15 protein-coding genes are annotated in these 15334 nt (G+C 64.3%); 9 read left to right on the top strand and 6 right to left on the bottom strand.

The genetic code is table 11. The features are described from left to right. Positions 1–96: 96 nt before the first annotated feature. From PMN64_RS30155 to PMN64_RS30135, 5 genes are all read left to right on the top strand, one after another. On the top strand, positions 97–333 hold the full coding sequence (locus PMN64_RS30155) for a hypothetical protein (protein WP_028334236.1): 237 nt from the start codon (positions 97–99) through the stop codon (positions 331–333). A gap of 307 nt (positions 334–640) precedes the next feature. After that, positions 641–1729 (top strand): TRAP transporter substrate-binding protein, encoded by a 1089-nt coding sequence (locus tag PMN64_RS30150; protein ID WP_028334237.1) that lies wholly within the window; start codon positions 641–643, stop codon positions 1727–1729. A 299-nt stretch (positions 1730–2028) separates the two neighbouring features. Then, positions 2029–3117: a TRAP transporter substrate-binding protein gene (locus PMN64_RS30145; protein WP_411783275.1), complete on the top strand. Its 1089-nt coding sequence runs from the start codon at positions 2029–2031 to the stop codon at positions 3115–3117. A 399-nt stretch (positions 3118–3516) separates the two neighbouring features. Next, positions 3517–4191 (top strand): response regulator transcription factor, encoded by a 675-nt coding sequence (locus PMN64_RS30140; protein ID WP_411783274.1) that lies wholly within the window; start codon positions 3517–3519, stop codon positions 4189–4191. A 2-nt stretch (positions 4192–4193) separates the two neighbouring features. Next, positions 4194–5522, top strand: a complete 1329-nt coding sequence (locus tag PMN64_RS30135; protein WP_304555839.1) for a sensor histidine kinase — start codon at positions 4194–4196, stop codon at positions 5520–5522. 77 nt (positions 5523–5599) lie between these two features. On the opposite strand, the gene PMN64_RS30130 is transcribed toward PMN64_RS30135, so the two are convergent. The 6 genes from PMN64_RS30130 to PMN64_RS30105 form a co-directional block, all read right to left on the bottom strand. Then, a complete protein-coding gene (locus PMN64_RS30130) occupies positions 5600–6835 on the bottom strand; it encodes a glutamate carboxypeptidase (protein ID WP_411783273.1) in 1236 nt (411 codons plus the stop codon). 218 nt (positions 6836–7053) lie between these two features. Further along, positions 7054–8655, bottom strand: a complete 1602-nt coding sequence (locus PMN64_RS30125) for a TRAP transporter large permease (protein WP_411783272.1) — start codon at positions 8653–8655, stop codon at positions 7054–7056. Further along, a complete protein-coding gene (locus tag PMN64_RS30120) occupies positions 8652–9191 on the bottom strand; it encodes a TRAP transporter small permease subunit (RefSeq protein WP_028334243.1) in 540 nt (179 codons plus the stop codon). The genes PMN64_RS30125 and PMN64_RS30120 overlap by 4 nt, the downstream gene beginning before the upstream one ends. Positions 9192–9533: 342 nt before the next feature. Next, positions 9534–10568, bottom strand: coding sequence for a GTP 3',8-cyclase MoaA (gene moaA, locus PMN64_RS30115; RefSeq protein WP_411783271.1), 1035 nt, complete (start codon positions 10566–10568; stop codon positions 9534–9536). A 255-nt stretch (positions 10569–10823) separates the two neighbouring features. Then, the gene (locus tag PMN64_RS30110) at positions 10824–11309 is read right to left on the bottom strand and encodes a PEGA domain-containing protein (RefSeq protein WP_028344549.1); all 486 of its coding nucleotides are present in this window, start codon (positions 11307–11309) and stop codon (positions 10824–10826) included. Between the two features lie 161 nt (positions 11310–11470). Then, positions 11471–12151 carry an HAD hydrolase-like protein gene (locus PMN64_RS30105; RefSeq protein WP_411783270.1) on the bottom strand — a complete coding sequence of 227 codons (681 nt, stop codon included), beginning with the start codon at positions 12149–12151 and terminating at the stop codon, positions 11471–11473. Between the two features lie 66 nt (positions 12152–12217). Between PMN64_RS30105 and PMN64_RS30100 the strand changes: the two genes are divergently transcribed. The 4 genes from PMN64_RS30100 to PMN64_RS30085 form a co-directional block, all read left to right on the top strand. Continuing rightward, positions 12218–13051, top strand: a complete 834-nt coding sequence (locus tag PMN64_RS30100) for an SDR family NAD(P)-dependent oxidoreductase (protein ID WP_411783269.1) — start codon at positions 12218–12220, stop codon at positions 13049–13051. A gap of 103 nt (positions 13052–13154) precedes the next feature. Further along, entirely contained in the window at positions 13155–13853 is a 699-nt protein-coding gene (gene rpiA, locus PMN64_RS30095) for a ribose-5-phosphate isomerase RpiA (RefSeq protein WP_411783268.1), read from the top strand. 23 nt (positions 13854–13876) lie between these two features. Further along, positions 13877–14410 (top strand): DUF2059 domain-containing protein, encoded by a 534-nt coding sequence (locus PMN64_RS30090; protein ID WP_028344553.1) that lies wholly within the window; start codon positions 13877–13879, stop codon positions 14408–14410. Positions 14411–14581: 171 nt separating this feature from the next. After that, positions 14582–15334, top strand: a 753-nt coding sequence (locus PMN64_RS30085) for an FAD-dependent oxidoreductase (RefSeq protein ID WP_411783267.1), incomplete at its 3' end; no start/stop codon positions are given.

Genomic DNA, 15334 nt, shown 5'->3' with positions numbered 1-15334 from the left:
TGCAGGAGTGGCCGAATCGTACCACCCTTCGATCAGCGGAAGGCGGCCACGGGTGAAGCCAAAACTGCGGGAAGGGGCCGTGAGGCGACCATCGACATGGCAGCATCACGCGAAGCAAACAAACAGCACCGCAAACATCTGACGCGGGAGAAGCGCGCAGAGGCCTCCCGGCTGGCATTCAACATGGCCAAGAAATCCGACTCGATCGGCGAGGCTGCCGAGGTGATCGCCAAGACGTATGGCGTCAGCAAGACAACCGCGCAAAGCTGGATCCGGCGCGGGCGGTATTTGGCCGATCAAGCCAAGAAGGCGCGGGAGACGACGCGGCGCTGATCGCTCCGGCAACCCGGTGGTTGAGCGCGGACCGGACGGCCCGCACGCGGCGATTTACCGCGCGGTTGGAGGCAGCTGCGCGGCCACCTGCGAGGCGTCATCGTCGCCGCCGGAAGGCGTATTTTCCGGCTGATTTCCAGCCTCATCAGACTTTCGTTTAATTGGCGCGGTCATGCCATTGTCGCGTTTCCGTGACGCCGCCTTCCGTGTTAAAGGGCCGACCCAGAGCGCCTCGGCAGGCCTTCACGCGCCTGCCGGAGAACTGCTTGCGGTCACTGGGAAACGCCCCTGAAGGAGAAGTCTTACGATGAAGCGTCGTGATTTTTTGAAAGTTTCTGCGGCCGGTGCTGCCGCGACGGCGGTTGCCGCGCCGGCGATCGCGCAGTCCTCGCCTGAAATCAAGTGGCGCCTGACCTCGAGCTTCCCGAAGTCGCTGGACACCATCTATGGCGGTGCCGTCGAGCTGTCCAAGTACGTCGCCGAAATGACCGACAACAAGTTCCAGATCCAGGTGTTCGCGGCGGGTGAAATCGTCCCCGGCCTGCAGGCACTGGACGCGACCTCCAACGGCACGGTCGAGATGTCGCACACCGTCGCCTACTACTATGTCGGCAAGGACCCGACCTTCGCGATCTACGCCTCGGTGCCGTTCGGTCTCAATGCCCGCATGCAGAACTCCTGGTGGTATCAGGGCGGTGGCCAGGAGCTCGGCAACGAGTTCTTCAAGAAGTTCGGCGTGATCGGTTTCCCGACCGGCAACACCGGCACCCAGATGGGCGGCTGGTTCCGCAAGGAGATCAAGACCGTCGCCGACATGTCGGGCCTGAAGATGCGCATCGGCGGCATTGCCGGCCAGGTGCTGCAGAAGGTCGGCGTGGTGCCGCAGCAGCTCGCCGGCGGCGACATCTATCCGGCGCTCGAAAAGGGCACCATCGACGCGGCCGAGTGGGTCGGTCCCTATGACGACGAGAAGCTCGGCTTCCAGAAGGTCGCCAAGTACTACTACTATCCGGGCTTCTGGGAAGGCGGTCCGACCGTGCACTCCTTCGTCAACCTGGAGAAGTGGAACGCGCTGCCGAAGAACTACCAGGCGATCCTGGCCAACGGCGCCGCCAACGCCAACAGCTGGATGGCCGCGCGCTACGACATGCAGAACCCCTCCGCGCTGAAGCGGCTGGTTGCCGGCGGCACGCAGCTGCGTCCGTTCACCAACGAGGTGCTCGAGGCCTGCCTCAAGGCGACCAATGAGCTGTGGGGTGAAATCTCGGCCAAGAATGCCGACTTCAAGAAGTCGATCGAGGCCATGCAGGCCTACCGCTCCGACCAGTATCTGTGGTGGCAGGTCGCCGAATACACCTTCGACAGCTTCATGATCCGCTCGCGCACCCGCGGCTGATCGGCACGGCGTTTCGGATGAGCGTTCGCGTAGAGAGAACGCAGGCAAACAAGAACCAAGGGCTTCGGTCCTAGGATCGAAGCCCGCCACGACCTTCGAGCAAAAATAACCCGGCCTCCGCAACGAGGCCGGGTTTTTTGCGTCTGGCATTCGGGAAGGGGATGTTCCATGCTCGCATCCGAAGCCTCGGCACGAAGGCGGCGTGTGATCGGTCACCGGTCATGACGGCAAAGAAAAGCGGCGCGACGATCAAGAGCAGTCGACGCTCGGACAACACAATCGAACAGGGCAGGATTCAAATGAAGCGAAGAGATTTCATCAAGGTCACGGGTCTGGGCGTCGCCGGCGCAGCCACGGTCGCAGCTCCCGCGATCGCGCAGTCGATGCCGGAGCTCAAGTGGCGCTTGACGACGAGCTGGCCGAAGTCGCTCGACACGCTGCACGGCGGCGCCGAGCTGATGGCGAAGGCGGTGGGTGAAGCGACCGACAACAAATTCCAGATCCAGACCTTTGCTGCGGGCGAGATCGTGCCCGGCCTGCAGGTGCTCGACGCCGTGCAGAACGGCACCGTCGAGATGGGGCACACCGCGCCATATTATTATTTCGGCAAGGACCCGACCTTCACCTTCGGCTCCGCGGTGCCGTTCGGACCCAACATGCGCCTCAACCAGGCCTGGTTCATGCTGGGCGGCGGCAAGGACCTGCTCAACGAGTTCTACAAGAGCTACAACGTCACCTCGCTGCTCGCCGGCAACACCGGCTGCCAGATGGGTGGTTGGTTTCGCAAGGAGATCAACAGCGTCGACGATCTCAAGGGCCTCAAATTTCGCATCGGCGGCTTTGCCGGCAAGGTGATGCAGAAGCTCGGCGCGGTGCCGCAGCAGCTCGCCGGCGGCGACATCTATCCGGCGCTGGAGAAGGGCACCATCGATGCGGCCGAGTGGGTCGGTCCCTACGACGACGAGAAGCTCGGCTTCTACAAGGTCGCGCCGAACTATTACTTCCCCGGCTGGTGGGAAGGCGGCCCCATGCTGGTGGCGATGATCAACCTCGACAAGTGGAACGCGCTGCCGAAGCATTATCAGTTCGTGCTCGAGCAGGCCGGCCATCTCGCCAACAACTGGATGATGGCGCGCTACGACCAGGCCAATCCGATCGCACTGAAGAAGCTGCTCGCGGTCGGCACCAAGCTGCGTCCGTTCCCGGCTGCGGTGATGGAGGCCTCCTTCAAGGCCGCCAAGGAGCTGCATGCCGAGGTTTCCGCGACCAATGCCAACTTCAAGAAGGTCTATGACTCGCTGACCTCGTTCTCCAACAACGGCTATCAATGGTTCCAGGTCGCCGAGGTCGGCTACGACAATTTCATGGCGCGCCACTCGCAGGCGTAATTGCTGCGAGTTGGACAGGAAGACAGAAATCGGCCTCGGAGCGAAAGCTCCGGGGCTTTTCCATGCCGTGATCACGGCTGCGGCGTAACGCGGCTTGCGAAGACGCCTGACCGCCGGTCGCTGGCCGTGGCGGCAGCTGCCAGTTCTCGATCTCCCTCCGGGCGCGAACGCGCAATCCGTTATGTTATCATGGCTAGCTGACGTCAGCCTTACACGGGCGCAATCAAAGGCGCCTGGCGTGGATTTTGATTGCAGCGGGGAGGCGGTATCTGTTCTCAGGGCAGTAACACTAGCTGGAGCAACATGCGCTTGTGTCGCCATCGAGAGGTCACCTTCGCATGCGTCTTGTTTTGACGATAGCAAGCAGAAGATCGATCGAATGAGGACTGGATTGCTGCGATGCGCCTTCTGATCGTCGAGGACAATGTCGAGCTCTCGCGGCTGCTCGCCAGCGGGCTGATGGCGGCGGGATACGAGTCCGATGTCGTCAACAGCGTTGCCGAGGCGCGCGATGCGCTGCGCAGCGTCAGCTATGCGGCCATGATCCTCGATCTCGGACTGCCCGACGGCGATGGCTTGTCGGTGCTGTCGGAGCTTCGCCGCAAGACCGATCCGCTGCCGGTCCTGGTTCTGACCGCGCGGGGCGGCCTGCAGGATCGGGTCAGCGGCCTGCGCAGCGGCGCGGACGACTATCTGGCGAAGCCGTTCGCGCTGGAAGAGCTGGTGGCGCGGCTCGAAGCCATCCTGCGCCGGCCCGGCCAGCTGCTCGGCTCCTCGCTGAAGCTCGCCAATCTGGTCTACGACACCGAGAGCAAGCAGGTGTTCGTCGACGGCGCTCCGCATGTGTTCTCCGCGCGCGAAACATCCGTGCTGGAGATCCTGCTGCGGCGGCAGGGGCGGGTGGTGCCGAAGAAGAATGTCGAGGACCACATCTTCGGCCTGTCCGGCGAGGTCGCCTCGAACGCGGTCGAGGTTTACGTGTCGCGGCTGCGCAAGCTGCTCACCGAGCACCGCGCCAAGGTCATCATCCACACCATTCGGGGCGTCGGTTATCTGATGGCGGAGGAGAAGTAGGCGTGTTCCGCTTCAAGTCGCTGACGTCGCGGATCGTGTTCCTGCACATCGTGGCGGTCGCGGTCGCGGCGATCTTCCTGCCGCTGCTGCTGCTGTGGTTGTTGAATTCGGAGATCAATCAGCTGCATCGCGAAGCGATGCGCGACCAGGCCGCCGATCTCGGCCAGAACCTCTCGGTCGATGCCACGGGCAAGGTGCAACTCAACTTGCCGGACAGCCTGAGGGGGCTCTATTCCGACGCCTATGGCCGCTACCGCTACGACATCTACGATGCCGACGATCATCTGCTGTTTTCGTCGCATCGCGAGCCGCCGCGACTGCCGGCCTTGGCCAACCGGATTTCCGGTGCCAGCGTCACCAGGCTGCTCGGCGGTCAGACGCTGCGCATCCTGGTCGCCGAGGATCTGTCGCATCGTGACGTCATCATCGACGACATCGTCTCCAATTTCTTCCGGCGGGTTGGCTGGATCACCATCCCGATCCTTCTGATCCTGCTTGCCACCGACATCCTGATCTTCCGCCGCGCGGTGATTCCGCTGTTGCGGGCCTCCGAGGAGGCGAGAAGCATCGGGCCGGCAAGGACCGATATCCGCCTTCCGACGGAGGGGATTCCGAGCGAGATCCTGCCGCTGGTGACGGCCGTCAACCAGGCGTTCGATCGCCTTGAGGAAGGCTTTCACGTGCAGCGCCAGTTCACGGCCGATGCCGCGCATCAACTGCGCACGCCGCTTGCGATCCTCAGAACCCGGATCGAGACGCTCGATGCGGCCAAGGGGACCAGGGAGCTGCATGCCGACATCGAGAGCATGAGCCGCATCGTCAGCCAGCTGCTCGAGATCGCCGAACTCGACACGCTGGTGCTTGATCCCGGCGAGACCGCGGATTTGCGCGCGGTGTGCGCCGAGGTGGTCGGCTCGATCGCGCCTTACGCGCTGGCGCAGCACAAGGACATCGCGCTGCGCGGCACCGACAGTCCGGTGCAGGTCAGGGGCAATGCGGAGATGCTGCAGCGCGCGATCTTCAATCTGGCGGAGAACGCCATCAAGTATACCGCCGATGCGACCTCGGTCGATGTCGAGGTGCACGACAACGGTTCGGTGCAGGTGCGCGACTGCGGGCCGGGGATTGCGCCCGCCGAGCAGGGCCTGATCTTCCAGCGCTTCTGGCGTCGCGATCGCCAGCGCACCGACGGCGCCGGGCTCGGCCTCTCGATCGTGCGCGGCGTCGTCGAGGATCACGATGCGACGGTGCGGGTGGAGAACCTGCCGTCGGGCGGCGCCCAGTTCACGCTGAGCTTCCGCCTCGCCAAGCCGGAGCCGGCAGCGTCCTGAGCCGGCCCGCGAACGTGCCGCGGCCTTGCCGGTCTATTTCACCTTGCCGTCGGACAGATCCATGATCATGCGCGTGGTCAAATACAGGCGCGGCACGATGCTGTTGATCTGCACGTATTCGGCATCGTTGGAGTGCGCGCCGAAGCCCGACAGGCCCATGCCTTCGACCACGGCCCCCTGGACTTGAGCGCGGCAAACGCCGCGTCGGTGCCGCCGCCTGTGGCCCGCTCGGCCACGTTCAGCGACAGGCCCAGCTCCTGATAGATCGTCTTGCCGTGGCCGGCCACACGGCGCGAGGCGTCGCTCGCTTCGAGCGGCGGGCGGCGCACCTCGAATTTGACCTCCACCGTGGAGTCCGGCAGCAGGCGGTTCTTGATCTTGTCCTGCAGGGCTTTCTCGAGCTCGTCGAAATCCGCCACCTTGAGCGCACGCGCATCGGCCTGGGCCATGGCTTCGGCGGGGATCACGTTGCGGTTGGTGCCGGACTTGGACACCGTCCAGTTCAGCTTCAGGCCCTGCTCCGGCTTCGACAGGTCCTTCATCTGCAGCACCTGGTGTGACAGCTCATAGAGCGCATTCACGCCGCCTTCGGGCCTGGCGCCCGCATGCGACGACTTGCCGTGCACCGTGAGGTAGGCCGAGCCGATGCCGCTGGTGGCGAGGCGCAGCGTACCGTCGGTGCCGCTGCCCTCGAACGAGAACACGGCATCCTGCTCCGCGGCGAGGCGCGTGATGGTGCTGCGCCAGCCGGGCGAAGAGATCTCCTCGTCGCCATTGATCAGCACCGTGAGCGTACCGTAATTTTTGAAGTTCAGCTTCTGCAGCAACGCCACGGCGTGGAGAATGGTGGCGACGCCCTGCTTGTCGTCGGCAATGCCGAGCCCATAGGCCTTGTCGCCATCAATGCGGAAGGGTTGGTCCTTCAGCATGCCTCTGAGATACACCGTATCCATGTGCGCAATCAGCATGATCCTCGCGCTGCCGGTGCCCTTGAAGACGGCCTGCACGGCGGGGCCGATCTTCTCGGGCGTGTCGTCGAGGCGGTAGATATCCGTGGTCTGCAGGATATCGACCGTGCCGCCGAGCTGCTTGAACTGGCCGGCGACGCGCTCGGCGAGCTGGTTCAGGCCCTCGATGTCCTTGCTGCCGGATTCGATCTGCACGAGGTCGCGCAGAGTGTCGAGCAGCGGCTGCTGTTCCTGTTGCGCCAGCGCGCGAAGGTCAGCTGCATGCGCCGCGGGCGCGGCAAGCGCCAAAGCAAACGACAGCATCAGCGGGCGAATGAGCGAGCGGGCGGGATGCAATTGGGGCATGGCGGCGATCTGTGAGTTGGAGGACGATCCGTATCCCCGTCTTCACAGGCCCCGCCGACGCCGTCAACAGCGGCGTACCTTGCGCCCGCAAGCGCGTTTTCGAGCGAAGTGGACGCCGGTTCGCGTGAAGAAAACGCGACAAAACGAGAATCCAGAGCCTCGGTTCTGATTCAATCAGAACCGAAATGCTCTGGGCACGCCGAATGCGCTGATGCCGGCTACTGCTTCGGCTGGCCGAAGTCGAGCGGCGGCAGCTCGATCTGCGGCACCTCGATCTTGACCTTGTTGAGGTCGACATCGAGCGGCTTGTCGAGCAGTCCGGTGACGACGACCGGGAACGCAATCACCAGCGCCACCATGATCGCCTGCAGGCCGATCCAGGGCATTGCGCCCCAGTAGATGTCGGAGCTCTTCACTTCCTTCGGTGCCACGCCGCGCAGATAGAACAGCGCGAAGCCGAACGGCGGATGCAGGAACGAGGTCTGCATGTTGACGCAGAGCATCACGCCGAACCAGATCAGCGCGGCGTCGGGGCCGACCACTGGCGCCAGCACCTTCTGCGCGATCGGCGCGATCATCGGCAGGATGATGAAGGCGATCTCGAAGAAGTCGAGGAAGAACGCCAGGAAGAAGATGAACAGGTTGATGAAGATCAGGAAGCCCCAGACGCCGCCGGGCAGCGAGGTCAGATGGTGCTCCAGCCAAGTGCCGCCGGATACGCCGAGGAACACGACCGAGAAGCAGGTCGAGCCGATCAGGATGAAGGTGACCATGCAGGTGATCCGCATGGTGGTCTCGTAGCCCTGCTTGATCAGGTCGCGCAGGTCCGGGATCTTGACGGCCTCGAGGCAGATCCAGACCACCGCGGCGTAGGTGATCGCGAAGGCGAGCTTGAAGAGCAGGTTCTCGCTGTAGAGCATCGCGATGATGGTGCCGATGCCGCCGGCGATCACGCCTGCTATCAGCACCTTGTTGCCGGTGGCGCTGAAATCCTTGTGGTGGATGGCGGCGAGCACGATGGCGCCGACCGCGCCCATGGCGCCGGCTTCCGTCGGGGTCGCAAGGCCCATCATCATGGTGCCGAGCACGACGAAGATCAGCACCGCCGAGGGGATGATGCCGAGCAGGCACTTCTTCCACAGCGCCCAACCGGTCAGCGTGCGCGCCTCGACCGGCACCGCCGGCACATGGCTCGGCTTGAAGATGCCGAGCAGGAAGGTGTAGCCGGCGAACAGCAGGATCTGGAACACCGACGGGCCCCAGGCGCCGAGATACATGTCGCCGACCGACTTGCCGAGCTGGTCGGCGAGCACGATCAGGACGAGAGAGGGAGGGACAAGTTGCGTGATGGTGCCGGAGGCGGCGAGCACGCCCGTGATGTAGCGGATGTTGTAGCCGTAGCGGATCATCACCGGCATCGAGATCAGCGCCATCGCAATCACCTGCGCCGCCACCGTGCCGGTAATGGCGCCGAGGATGAAGCCGACGATGATCACGGAATAGCCGAGGCCGCCGCGGATCGGGCCGAACAACTGGCCCATCGAATCCAGCATGTCCTCGGCGAGCCCGCATCTCTCCAATATCGCGCCCATGAAGGTGAAGAACGGGATCGCGAGCAACAGCTCGTTGGACAGCACGCTGCCGAAGATGCGGCCCGGGATCGCCTGCAGGAAGTTCAGGTCGAAGAAGCCGAGATAGATCGAGAGGAACCCGAACGACAGGCCGACCGCGGCGAGCGTGAACGCCACCGGGTAACCGATCAGCATCGCTATGATCAGGCCGCCGAACATCAGTGGCGGCATCATCTCCAGCGTGATCATTGAGTCGGCCTCTCATACTTCGCGTCGATGGTCACGTAGCCCTGCAGCGCGGCGATCCGCTTGATCACCTCTGAGACGCCTTGCAGCGCAAGCATCACGAAGCCGGACGGGATAACGAACTTGATCGGCCAGCGCAGCAGGCCGCCGGCGTTGCCGCTCATCTCGCCGACCGCATAGGCCTGGTAGAAGAACGGCCAGGACAGATAGGCGAGCAGGAGGCAGGCCGGGATCAGGAAGAACAGCGTTCCGATCAGGTCGAGCCAGAGCTGGCCGCGTTCGGACAGCATCAGATACATGATCTCGACGCGGACATGCTCGTTGCGCTTGAAGGTGTAGGAGGCGCCGAACATCACGAGGATCGCGAACATGTACCACTGCGCCTCGAGCCAGCCGTTCGAGGAGTAGCTGAACGCGTAGCGGATCATGGCGTTGCCGGCACTGACCAGGCACGAGATCAGCACCAGCAGGTTGCAGATGTAGCCGATCTTCTCGTTGAGTTGGTCGATGGCCTGACTTAATGCCAACAATGGGCGCATCACGATCTCCACGGCCGCGCCATCCGCGCGCCGAATATCTCTTCAAGCATCATCTGGCCGCCGCGCGCATGCGCACGGAGCCACGGCTCACTTTCAGGAGCAGTTGCAAACGTTCGTCCTCCCCCGAAATCCGCTTCAGCCGTTCTTGGCTGCCGGGGATCGTCGGCAGGAGCCGACGGAGGGCAGCGGCCTATGCTGGCCAGACTAGCGTGAAAGCTGATTCACCAAATCAGCGCCGTGGAACGCCGTCAATCGGAAAATGGGCAAATTGACGCTGCGGCAAACTGTTGTCCCGCCTTGGTAATCGGGGGACAGGCCGCGCGTCGGGAGGGAGCTTGAAAACTAGCCGCCGGTCACGCTCATGTGGCGGCTGACGCTCGGACGGTTGTGGCGGCGGTCGATGATGAAATCATGCCCCTTCGGCTTCAGTCCGATGGCCCGGTCGATGGCTGCCGCCAGCAAGTCGTTGTCGGCGGAGGCGCGCAGCGGCCGGTGCAGGTCGGAGGCGTCCTCGTGGCCGAGGCAGGTGTGCAGCGTGCCGGTGCAGGTGATCCGCACCCGGTTGCAGGATTCGCAGAAATTATGGGTCATCGGCGCGATGAAGCCGAGCTTGCCGCCGGTCTCGGCGACCCGGACGTAGCGGGCGGGGCCGCCGGTGTCGTCGGACAGATCGGTCAGCGTGTAGTGCTTCTCGAGCCGCGCGCGCATCAAGGACAGCGGCACGTACTGATCGATCCGGCCTTCGCCGATGTCGCCCATCGGCATCACCTCGATCAAGGTCAGGCCCATGCCCTTGCCGTGCGCCCATTCCATCAGCGCGGGAATCTCGTCCTCGTTCATGTTCTTGAGCGCGACCGCGTTGATCTTGACCGCAAGTCCCGCCGACCGCGCCGCCTCGATGCCCGACAGCACCTTGTCGATGTCGCCCCAGCGGGTGATGGCCCGGAATTTTACGGGGTCGAGCGTGTCGAGCGAGACGTTGACGCGGCGCACGCCGCAATCGGCCAGCTCTTGGGCGAAGCGCGCCAGCTGCGAACCGTTGGTGGTCAGCGTCAATTCGTCGAGTGCGCCCGTGGTCAGATGGCGCGACAGCGAGCGGACCAGGCCCATCACGTTGCGGCGGACCAGCGGCTCGCCGCCGGTGAGGCGGATCTTGCGCACGCCCTTGGCGACGAATGCCGAGCAGAGCCGGTCGAGCTCTTCCAGCGTCAGCAGATCGGCCTTCGGCAGGAAGGTCATGTCTTCCGACATGCAGTAGAAGCAGCGCAGGTCGCAGCGGTCGGTGACGGAGACGCGCAAATAACGGATGGTCCGGCCGAACGGGTCGGTCATCGGACGAAACAGCGTGTCGGAATGCGCTTGCGTGGATCCGTTCATTCAGTTCGGGCCTTGCAATCTGTTTCCTGCCTGCCGCGCCGTGATCGGCTCCGGCATCCGCAATCTATGCATCTTGGCGCGTTGTCACAATGCGTCCCAAGGGATGATCGTATGGATGATCCGCAACATGCAAAGCGATAGGCGAGGCATATCGCGCGATGCATGATCGCAATCGCGGATGTGTCTCGAACAAATACAAAAACCCGGCTTTGGGCCGGGCTCTTGTGCAGTGCAAATCCGGTGCAGCCGCCCGCGCTAGCGCGACGGAGCGGCGGCCGGCGCCGGAGCAGCGGCGCTCGGGGCGGGGAACGCGGAGTCCGGAGCGGCGGCGGGCGCCGCAGCGGCAGCCGGCTTCGGCCTCTTCTTCCGCACCGGCTTCTTCGCCGCGCGCGGCGGCGGGCCGGCCGGCTGCAACTCGGCGAACACCGGACTCGGATCGAGCGTGGTGGTGGCCGGCGTGGTGAAGTCGCCGGGAACGCGGGTCACGGTGACCGGTACGGTCGCCGGCTGGAACTTCGGCATGTTGAAGGTGACGGAGAAGTTGGTCTCCGGCGCCGGGATCGACACGGTGCAGGGCGTCTTGCAGCCCGGTCCGAGCGAGGTCACGGCGTCGGCGCCCGGCGGGTTCGAATCCAGCTGCACCGGCATCGGCGGTGGCGCCGACTTGAACGAATCCAATGAGAAGGAGGAGCAGCCGGCCAGGCTCAGCCCGGCGGCCGCAATTACGATGATACGACGCATGATCCACACTCTACTGCGGCAATCAGCCACAATCCCCGGAGCGGACCATAGGTGCGTCGAAACAGAGGCGCAACAGCGGGGGGCCTGTTCGTTAAAGGATGGTTAATGGCAGAATCGCATGGCTAAATATTGCCAAGCGATATCAGTATGTTGCGGAAAGTCTATGCCGCGCTCAGGCTGGCGACGGCGTCCGGCAGATCGCGCATATGGCTGATCAGCCGGTCCGGCTTCAGCTCGGTCATCGGAACGTCGGTATAGCCAAAATCGACGCCGATCACTGGTACCTGGGCGCGCCTTGCGACCCCGACATCGGGGCCGGCGTCGCCGACCATGATGGCGCCCGGCAGCCGGCCGCCGGCGCGGGCCACCGTCTCGCGCAGGAACGTCGGATCGGGTTTTGCGATGCCGAAGGTATCGGCGCCGCAGATCGCGGCGAAGCGCCTGGTCAGGCCGAGCCGGCCGAGCAGCAGCCTCGACAGCCATTCCAGCTTGTTGGTGCACACCGCAAAGCGATGGCCCTTTGCCTCGAGCCGGTCGAGCGCGCCCTCGAGCCCGTCGAACGGCCGCGAGCCGTCGGCGATATGCTCGGCATAATAGTCGACGAAATCCTTGGTCAAGCGATCGAGATCACCGACGCTGACCGCGCGTCCTTCCACCTCGAGCCCGCGTTCGAGCAGCTTGCGCGCGCCGGCGCCGATCATGTTGCGCGCGGCCGCCAGCGGCACCGGCCGCAAGCCCTCGCGGTCGAGCACATGGTTCAGCGCGGCGATCAGATCGGGCGCGGTGTCGACCAGCGTGCCGTCGAGATCGAATACGACGATGGGGGGAGAGGAGGCGGACATGATGCTTTTGGCTATCGGGCCGGGCGCTGCGATGCAAGAGTAGATGTGGGTCATGGGGAGGCTGAGATGCGGGAACTTGCCGGAAAAGCTGCTTTTGTCACCGGCGCGGCCAGCGGAATCGGACTTGCGATGGCAACCGCCTTCGCCCGCGAGGGCATGAAGGTGATGCTTGCCGATATCGAGACCGGTCCGCTGGACCAGGCCGTCGATGCGCTGCGCGCCGGCGGCGCGGATGTCCATGGCGTGGTCTGCGACGTTGCCGATCCCTTGAGCGTCGATCGCGCGGCAGAAGCATCGTTCCGCGCCTTCGGCAAGGTTCATGTCCTCTGCAACAATGCCGGCGTCGCGGCCGGCGGCGGCATTGACCCGATCTCGGTCGACGACTGGCGCTGGGTGATCGACGTCAATTTGATGGGCGTCGTGCACGGCATCAGGAGCTTCCTGCCGCACATCCGCCAGCACGGCGAGGGCGGCCATATCGTCAACACGGCATCGATGGCCGGGATGAATGCTGGACTTGGCCTGAGCCCGTATTCGGCGACCAAGTTCGCCGTCGTCAGCCTGTCCGAAGGGCTCGCCATGCAACTCAGGCCGCTCGGGATTGGCGTCAGCGTGCTCTGTCCGAGCTTTGTGCGGACCCGGATCGGCGAGAGCGGGCGCAACCGCCCGGAGCAGTACGGCCCGACGCGTCAGCTCGATCCCGCAAGCCCGATGGCCGCCGTCGTCGCCGAGATCGCGCGCCGCCTGGAGGCCGGTCTCGATCCGGCGTCGGTTGCGGGACAGGTGCTGGCCGCGATCCACGACGACCAATTCTACATTTTTACCCACCCCGGGATGCGGGCCGAGGTCGAACAGCGCTTTTCGGCGATTTTGGCCGCGATGGAAGCCGTTTCGGCCTAAAGACTGGTCCGCTTGCCGCTATTCCTGCCTGCAAAACGACGCTAGATATGCGCCCGCCGGGCCACCCGATGGCGGCCCGTAACCAACCGAGGGCTATCGGCACGTGGATATGGACGCACTGAAACGCCAGGCGGCGGCGCGCGCGCTCGAAGAGGTGCGCGACGGCATGAAGCTCGGGCTCGGCACCGGATCGACCGCCAAGCATTTCGTCGAGCTGCTCGGCGAGAAGGTCCGCTCGGGCATGAAAGTGATCGGCGTGCCGACCTCGGAAGCGACCCGCGCGGATGCGATCCGCTGCGGCGTTCCGCTGACCACACTGGACGAGATCGACCATCTCGACCTCACCATCGACGGCGCCGACGAGATCGACCACGCGCTCAACCTGATCAAGGGCGGCGGCGGTGCGCTGCTGCGCGAGAAGATCGTCGCGGCCGCCAGTGATCGCATGATCGTGATCGCCGACGACAGCAAATGGGTCGACGTGCTCGGCCGCTTCCCGCTGCCGGTCGAGGTGATCCCGTTCGGGCTCGCCGCGACCCAGGCCGCGATGGCGCGGGCGTTTTCGGAGGCGGGCGTGTCAGGCGAAATGCTGGTCCGGAAGGGCAAGGACGGTCACGTTTTTGTCACCGATGGCGGCCACTGGATCGTCGATGCCCATCTCGGCCGGATCGGCGATCCGCCGCGTCTTGCCGGTTTGCTCAGCGTGATTCCGGGCGTGGTCGAACACGGCCTGTTCATCGGGCTTGGCAGCGTCGCCGTGCTGGCCGGCGCGCAGGGAATTCGGGTTGTTGAACGGCCATGAGGCCGCAAGCAAGGAGACTTGGAATGAAGCGTTTTTCGGGACTTTTGTCGGCTGCGGCCCTGGCGGCTGGACTGGCGCTCGCACCGGCGATGGCGCAGCAGCCGCAGCTGCCCCCCATGCCCAAGGACGTCAAGCAGTCGACCCCCGCGGCGATCGGATACGCCAAGGAAATCCTGACGATGAAGAACGTCTCGGTGATGTATGCCGGCGCCGTTCCGGGAATCATCGAGAAGACCAAGACCGGCCTGCTGCAGCAGTACTTGAACTACCAGAAGGATCTCAACGAGGTTGCGCTGGTCATTGCCAAGAATCTGGCTGGCAGCGAGAAGGAAATCGGCGAGGGTATGGCACAGCTCTACGCCGCCGAGTTCACCGAGCAGGAGCTCAAGGATCTCGTGATCTTCTACAAGACGCCGCTCGGTCAGAAGCTTTTGACCTCCGAGCCCAAGGCAATCAACGATTCGCTGAGATATATGCAGGAGTGGGCGCAGCAGTTTGGCGTGATCGTCAACGCCCAGTTCAAGGCCGAGATGAAGAAGCGCGGCAAGGATATCTGAGCGCGCGGCGCTATTGGACCCTCATGGTGAGGAGCGCGGAGCGCGTCTCGAACCATGAGGCCCCTCTGTGGCCTCCATCCTTCGAGACGCCCGCTTCGCGGGCTCCTCAGGATGAGGGGTACCAGTTGCAAGAGCCGATTTTCGGCGTGGTTGCCAAGGTTGGGTGCAAAAATGGCCGAGTTTGACGTCGACCTGTTTGTCATCGGTGGTGGTTCGGGCGGCGTTCGTGCCGCCCGCATCGCCGCCGGCTACGGCGCGAAGGTCATGGTCGCCGAAGAGTACCGGATGGGCGGCACCTGCGTGATCCGCGGCTGCGTGCCGAAGAAGCTGTTCGTGATCGGCAGCCACGTCCACGACGAGATCGAGGACGCGGCCGGGTTCGGCTGGAGCATCGGGCAGGTCTCGTTCGACTGGGCCACTCTCGTCGCCAACAAGGACAAGGAGATCGCCCGGCTCGAGGGCGCCTACACCAGCAATGTCGAGAAGTCGGGCGCACGGATCGTGAAGACCCGCGCGGTGCTGGAGGATGCTCACACCATCAGACTCGCCACCGGCGAGAAGGTGACGGCGAAGTACATCCTGATCGCGACCGGCGGCGCGCCCAATCACGGGCCGATCGTGCCCGGCATCGAGCACGTGATCTCCTCCAACGAGGCGTTTCACCTCAAGGAGCTACCGAAGCGGATCGTGATCCAGGGCGGCGGCTACATCGCGCTGGAATTCGCCGGCATCTTCGCCGGCTTCGGCTCCGACGTCACGGTGATCTATCGCGGCGACAACATCCTGCGCGGCTTCGACGAGGACGTGCGCAAGCATGTTCGCGCCGAGATGGAGAAGCGCGGCATCACCATCATCACCGGCTGCACGGTGGCGAAGATCGACAAGCACGGCCGTGACTTCACCACGCATCTGTCGAGCGGCTCG

This window comes from Bradyrhizobium sp. UFLA01-814 (assembly GCF_046718885.1).
GTDB classification, from domain to species: Bacteria; Pseudomonadota; Alphaproteobacteria; order Rhizobiales; family Xanthobacteraceae; genus Bradyrhizobium; species Bradyrhizobium elkanii.
This window is presented reverse-complemented; position numbering and strand designations above follow the sequence as displayed.

Excerpts from the sequence above, each read along its gene's own strand:
- PMN64_RS30155 (WP_028334236.1), top strand. The coding sequence starts at position 97 with ATGGCAGCATCACGCGAAGCAAACAAACAGCACCGCAAACATCTGACG.
- PMN64_RS30150 (WP_028334237.1), top strand. The coding sequence starts at position 641 with ATGAAGCGTCGTGATTTTTTGAAAGTTTCTGCGGCCGGTGCTGCCGCG.
- PMN64_RS30145 (WP_411783275.1), top strand. The coding sequence starts at position 2,029 with ATGAAGCGAAGAGATTTCATCAAGGTCACGGGTCTGGGCGTCGCCGGC.
- PMN64_RS30140 (WP_411783274.1), top strand. The coding sequence starts at position 3,517 with ATGCGCCTTCTGATCGTCGAGGACAATGTCGAGCTCTCGCGGCTGCTC.
- PMN64_RS30130 (WP_411783273.1), bottom strand. The coding sequence starts at position 6,835 with ATGCCCCAATTGCATCCCGCCCGCTCGCTCATTCGCCCGCTGATGCTG.
- PMN64_RS30125 (WP_411783272.1), bottom strand. The coding sequence starts at position 8,655 with ATGATCACGCTGGAGATGATGCCGCCACTGATGTTCGGCGGCCTGATC.
- PMN64_RS30120 (WP_028334243.1), bottom strand. The coding sequence starts at position 9,191 with ATGCGCCCATTGTTGGCATTAAGTCAGGCCATCGACCAACTCAACGAG.
- moaA (WP_411783271.1), bottom strand. The coding sequence starts at position 10,568 with ATGAACGGATCCACGCAAGCGCATTCCGACACGCTGTTTCGTCCGATG.
- PMN64_RS30110 (WP_028344549.1), bottom strand. The coding sequence starts at position 11,309 with ATGCGTCGTATCATCGTAATTGCGGCCGCCGGGCTGAGCCTGGCCGGC.
- PMN64_RS30105 (WP_411783270.1), bottom strand. The coding sequence starts at position 12,151 with ATGTCCGCCTCCTCTCCCCCCATCGTCGTATTCGATCTCGACGGCACG.
- PMN64_RS30100 (WP_411783269.1), top strand. The coding sequence starts at position 12,218 with ATGCGGGAACTTGCCGGAAAAGCTGCTTTTGTCACCGGCGCGGCCAGC.
- PMN64_RS30090 (WP_028344553.1), top strand. The coding sequence starts at position 13,877 with ATGAAGCGTTTTTCGGGACTTTTGTCGGCTGCGGCCCTGGCGGCTGGA.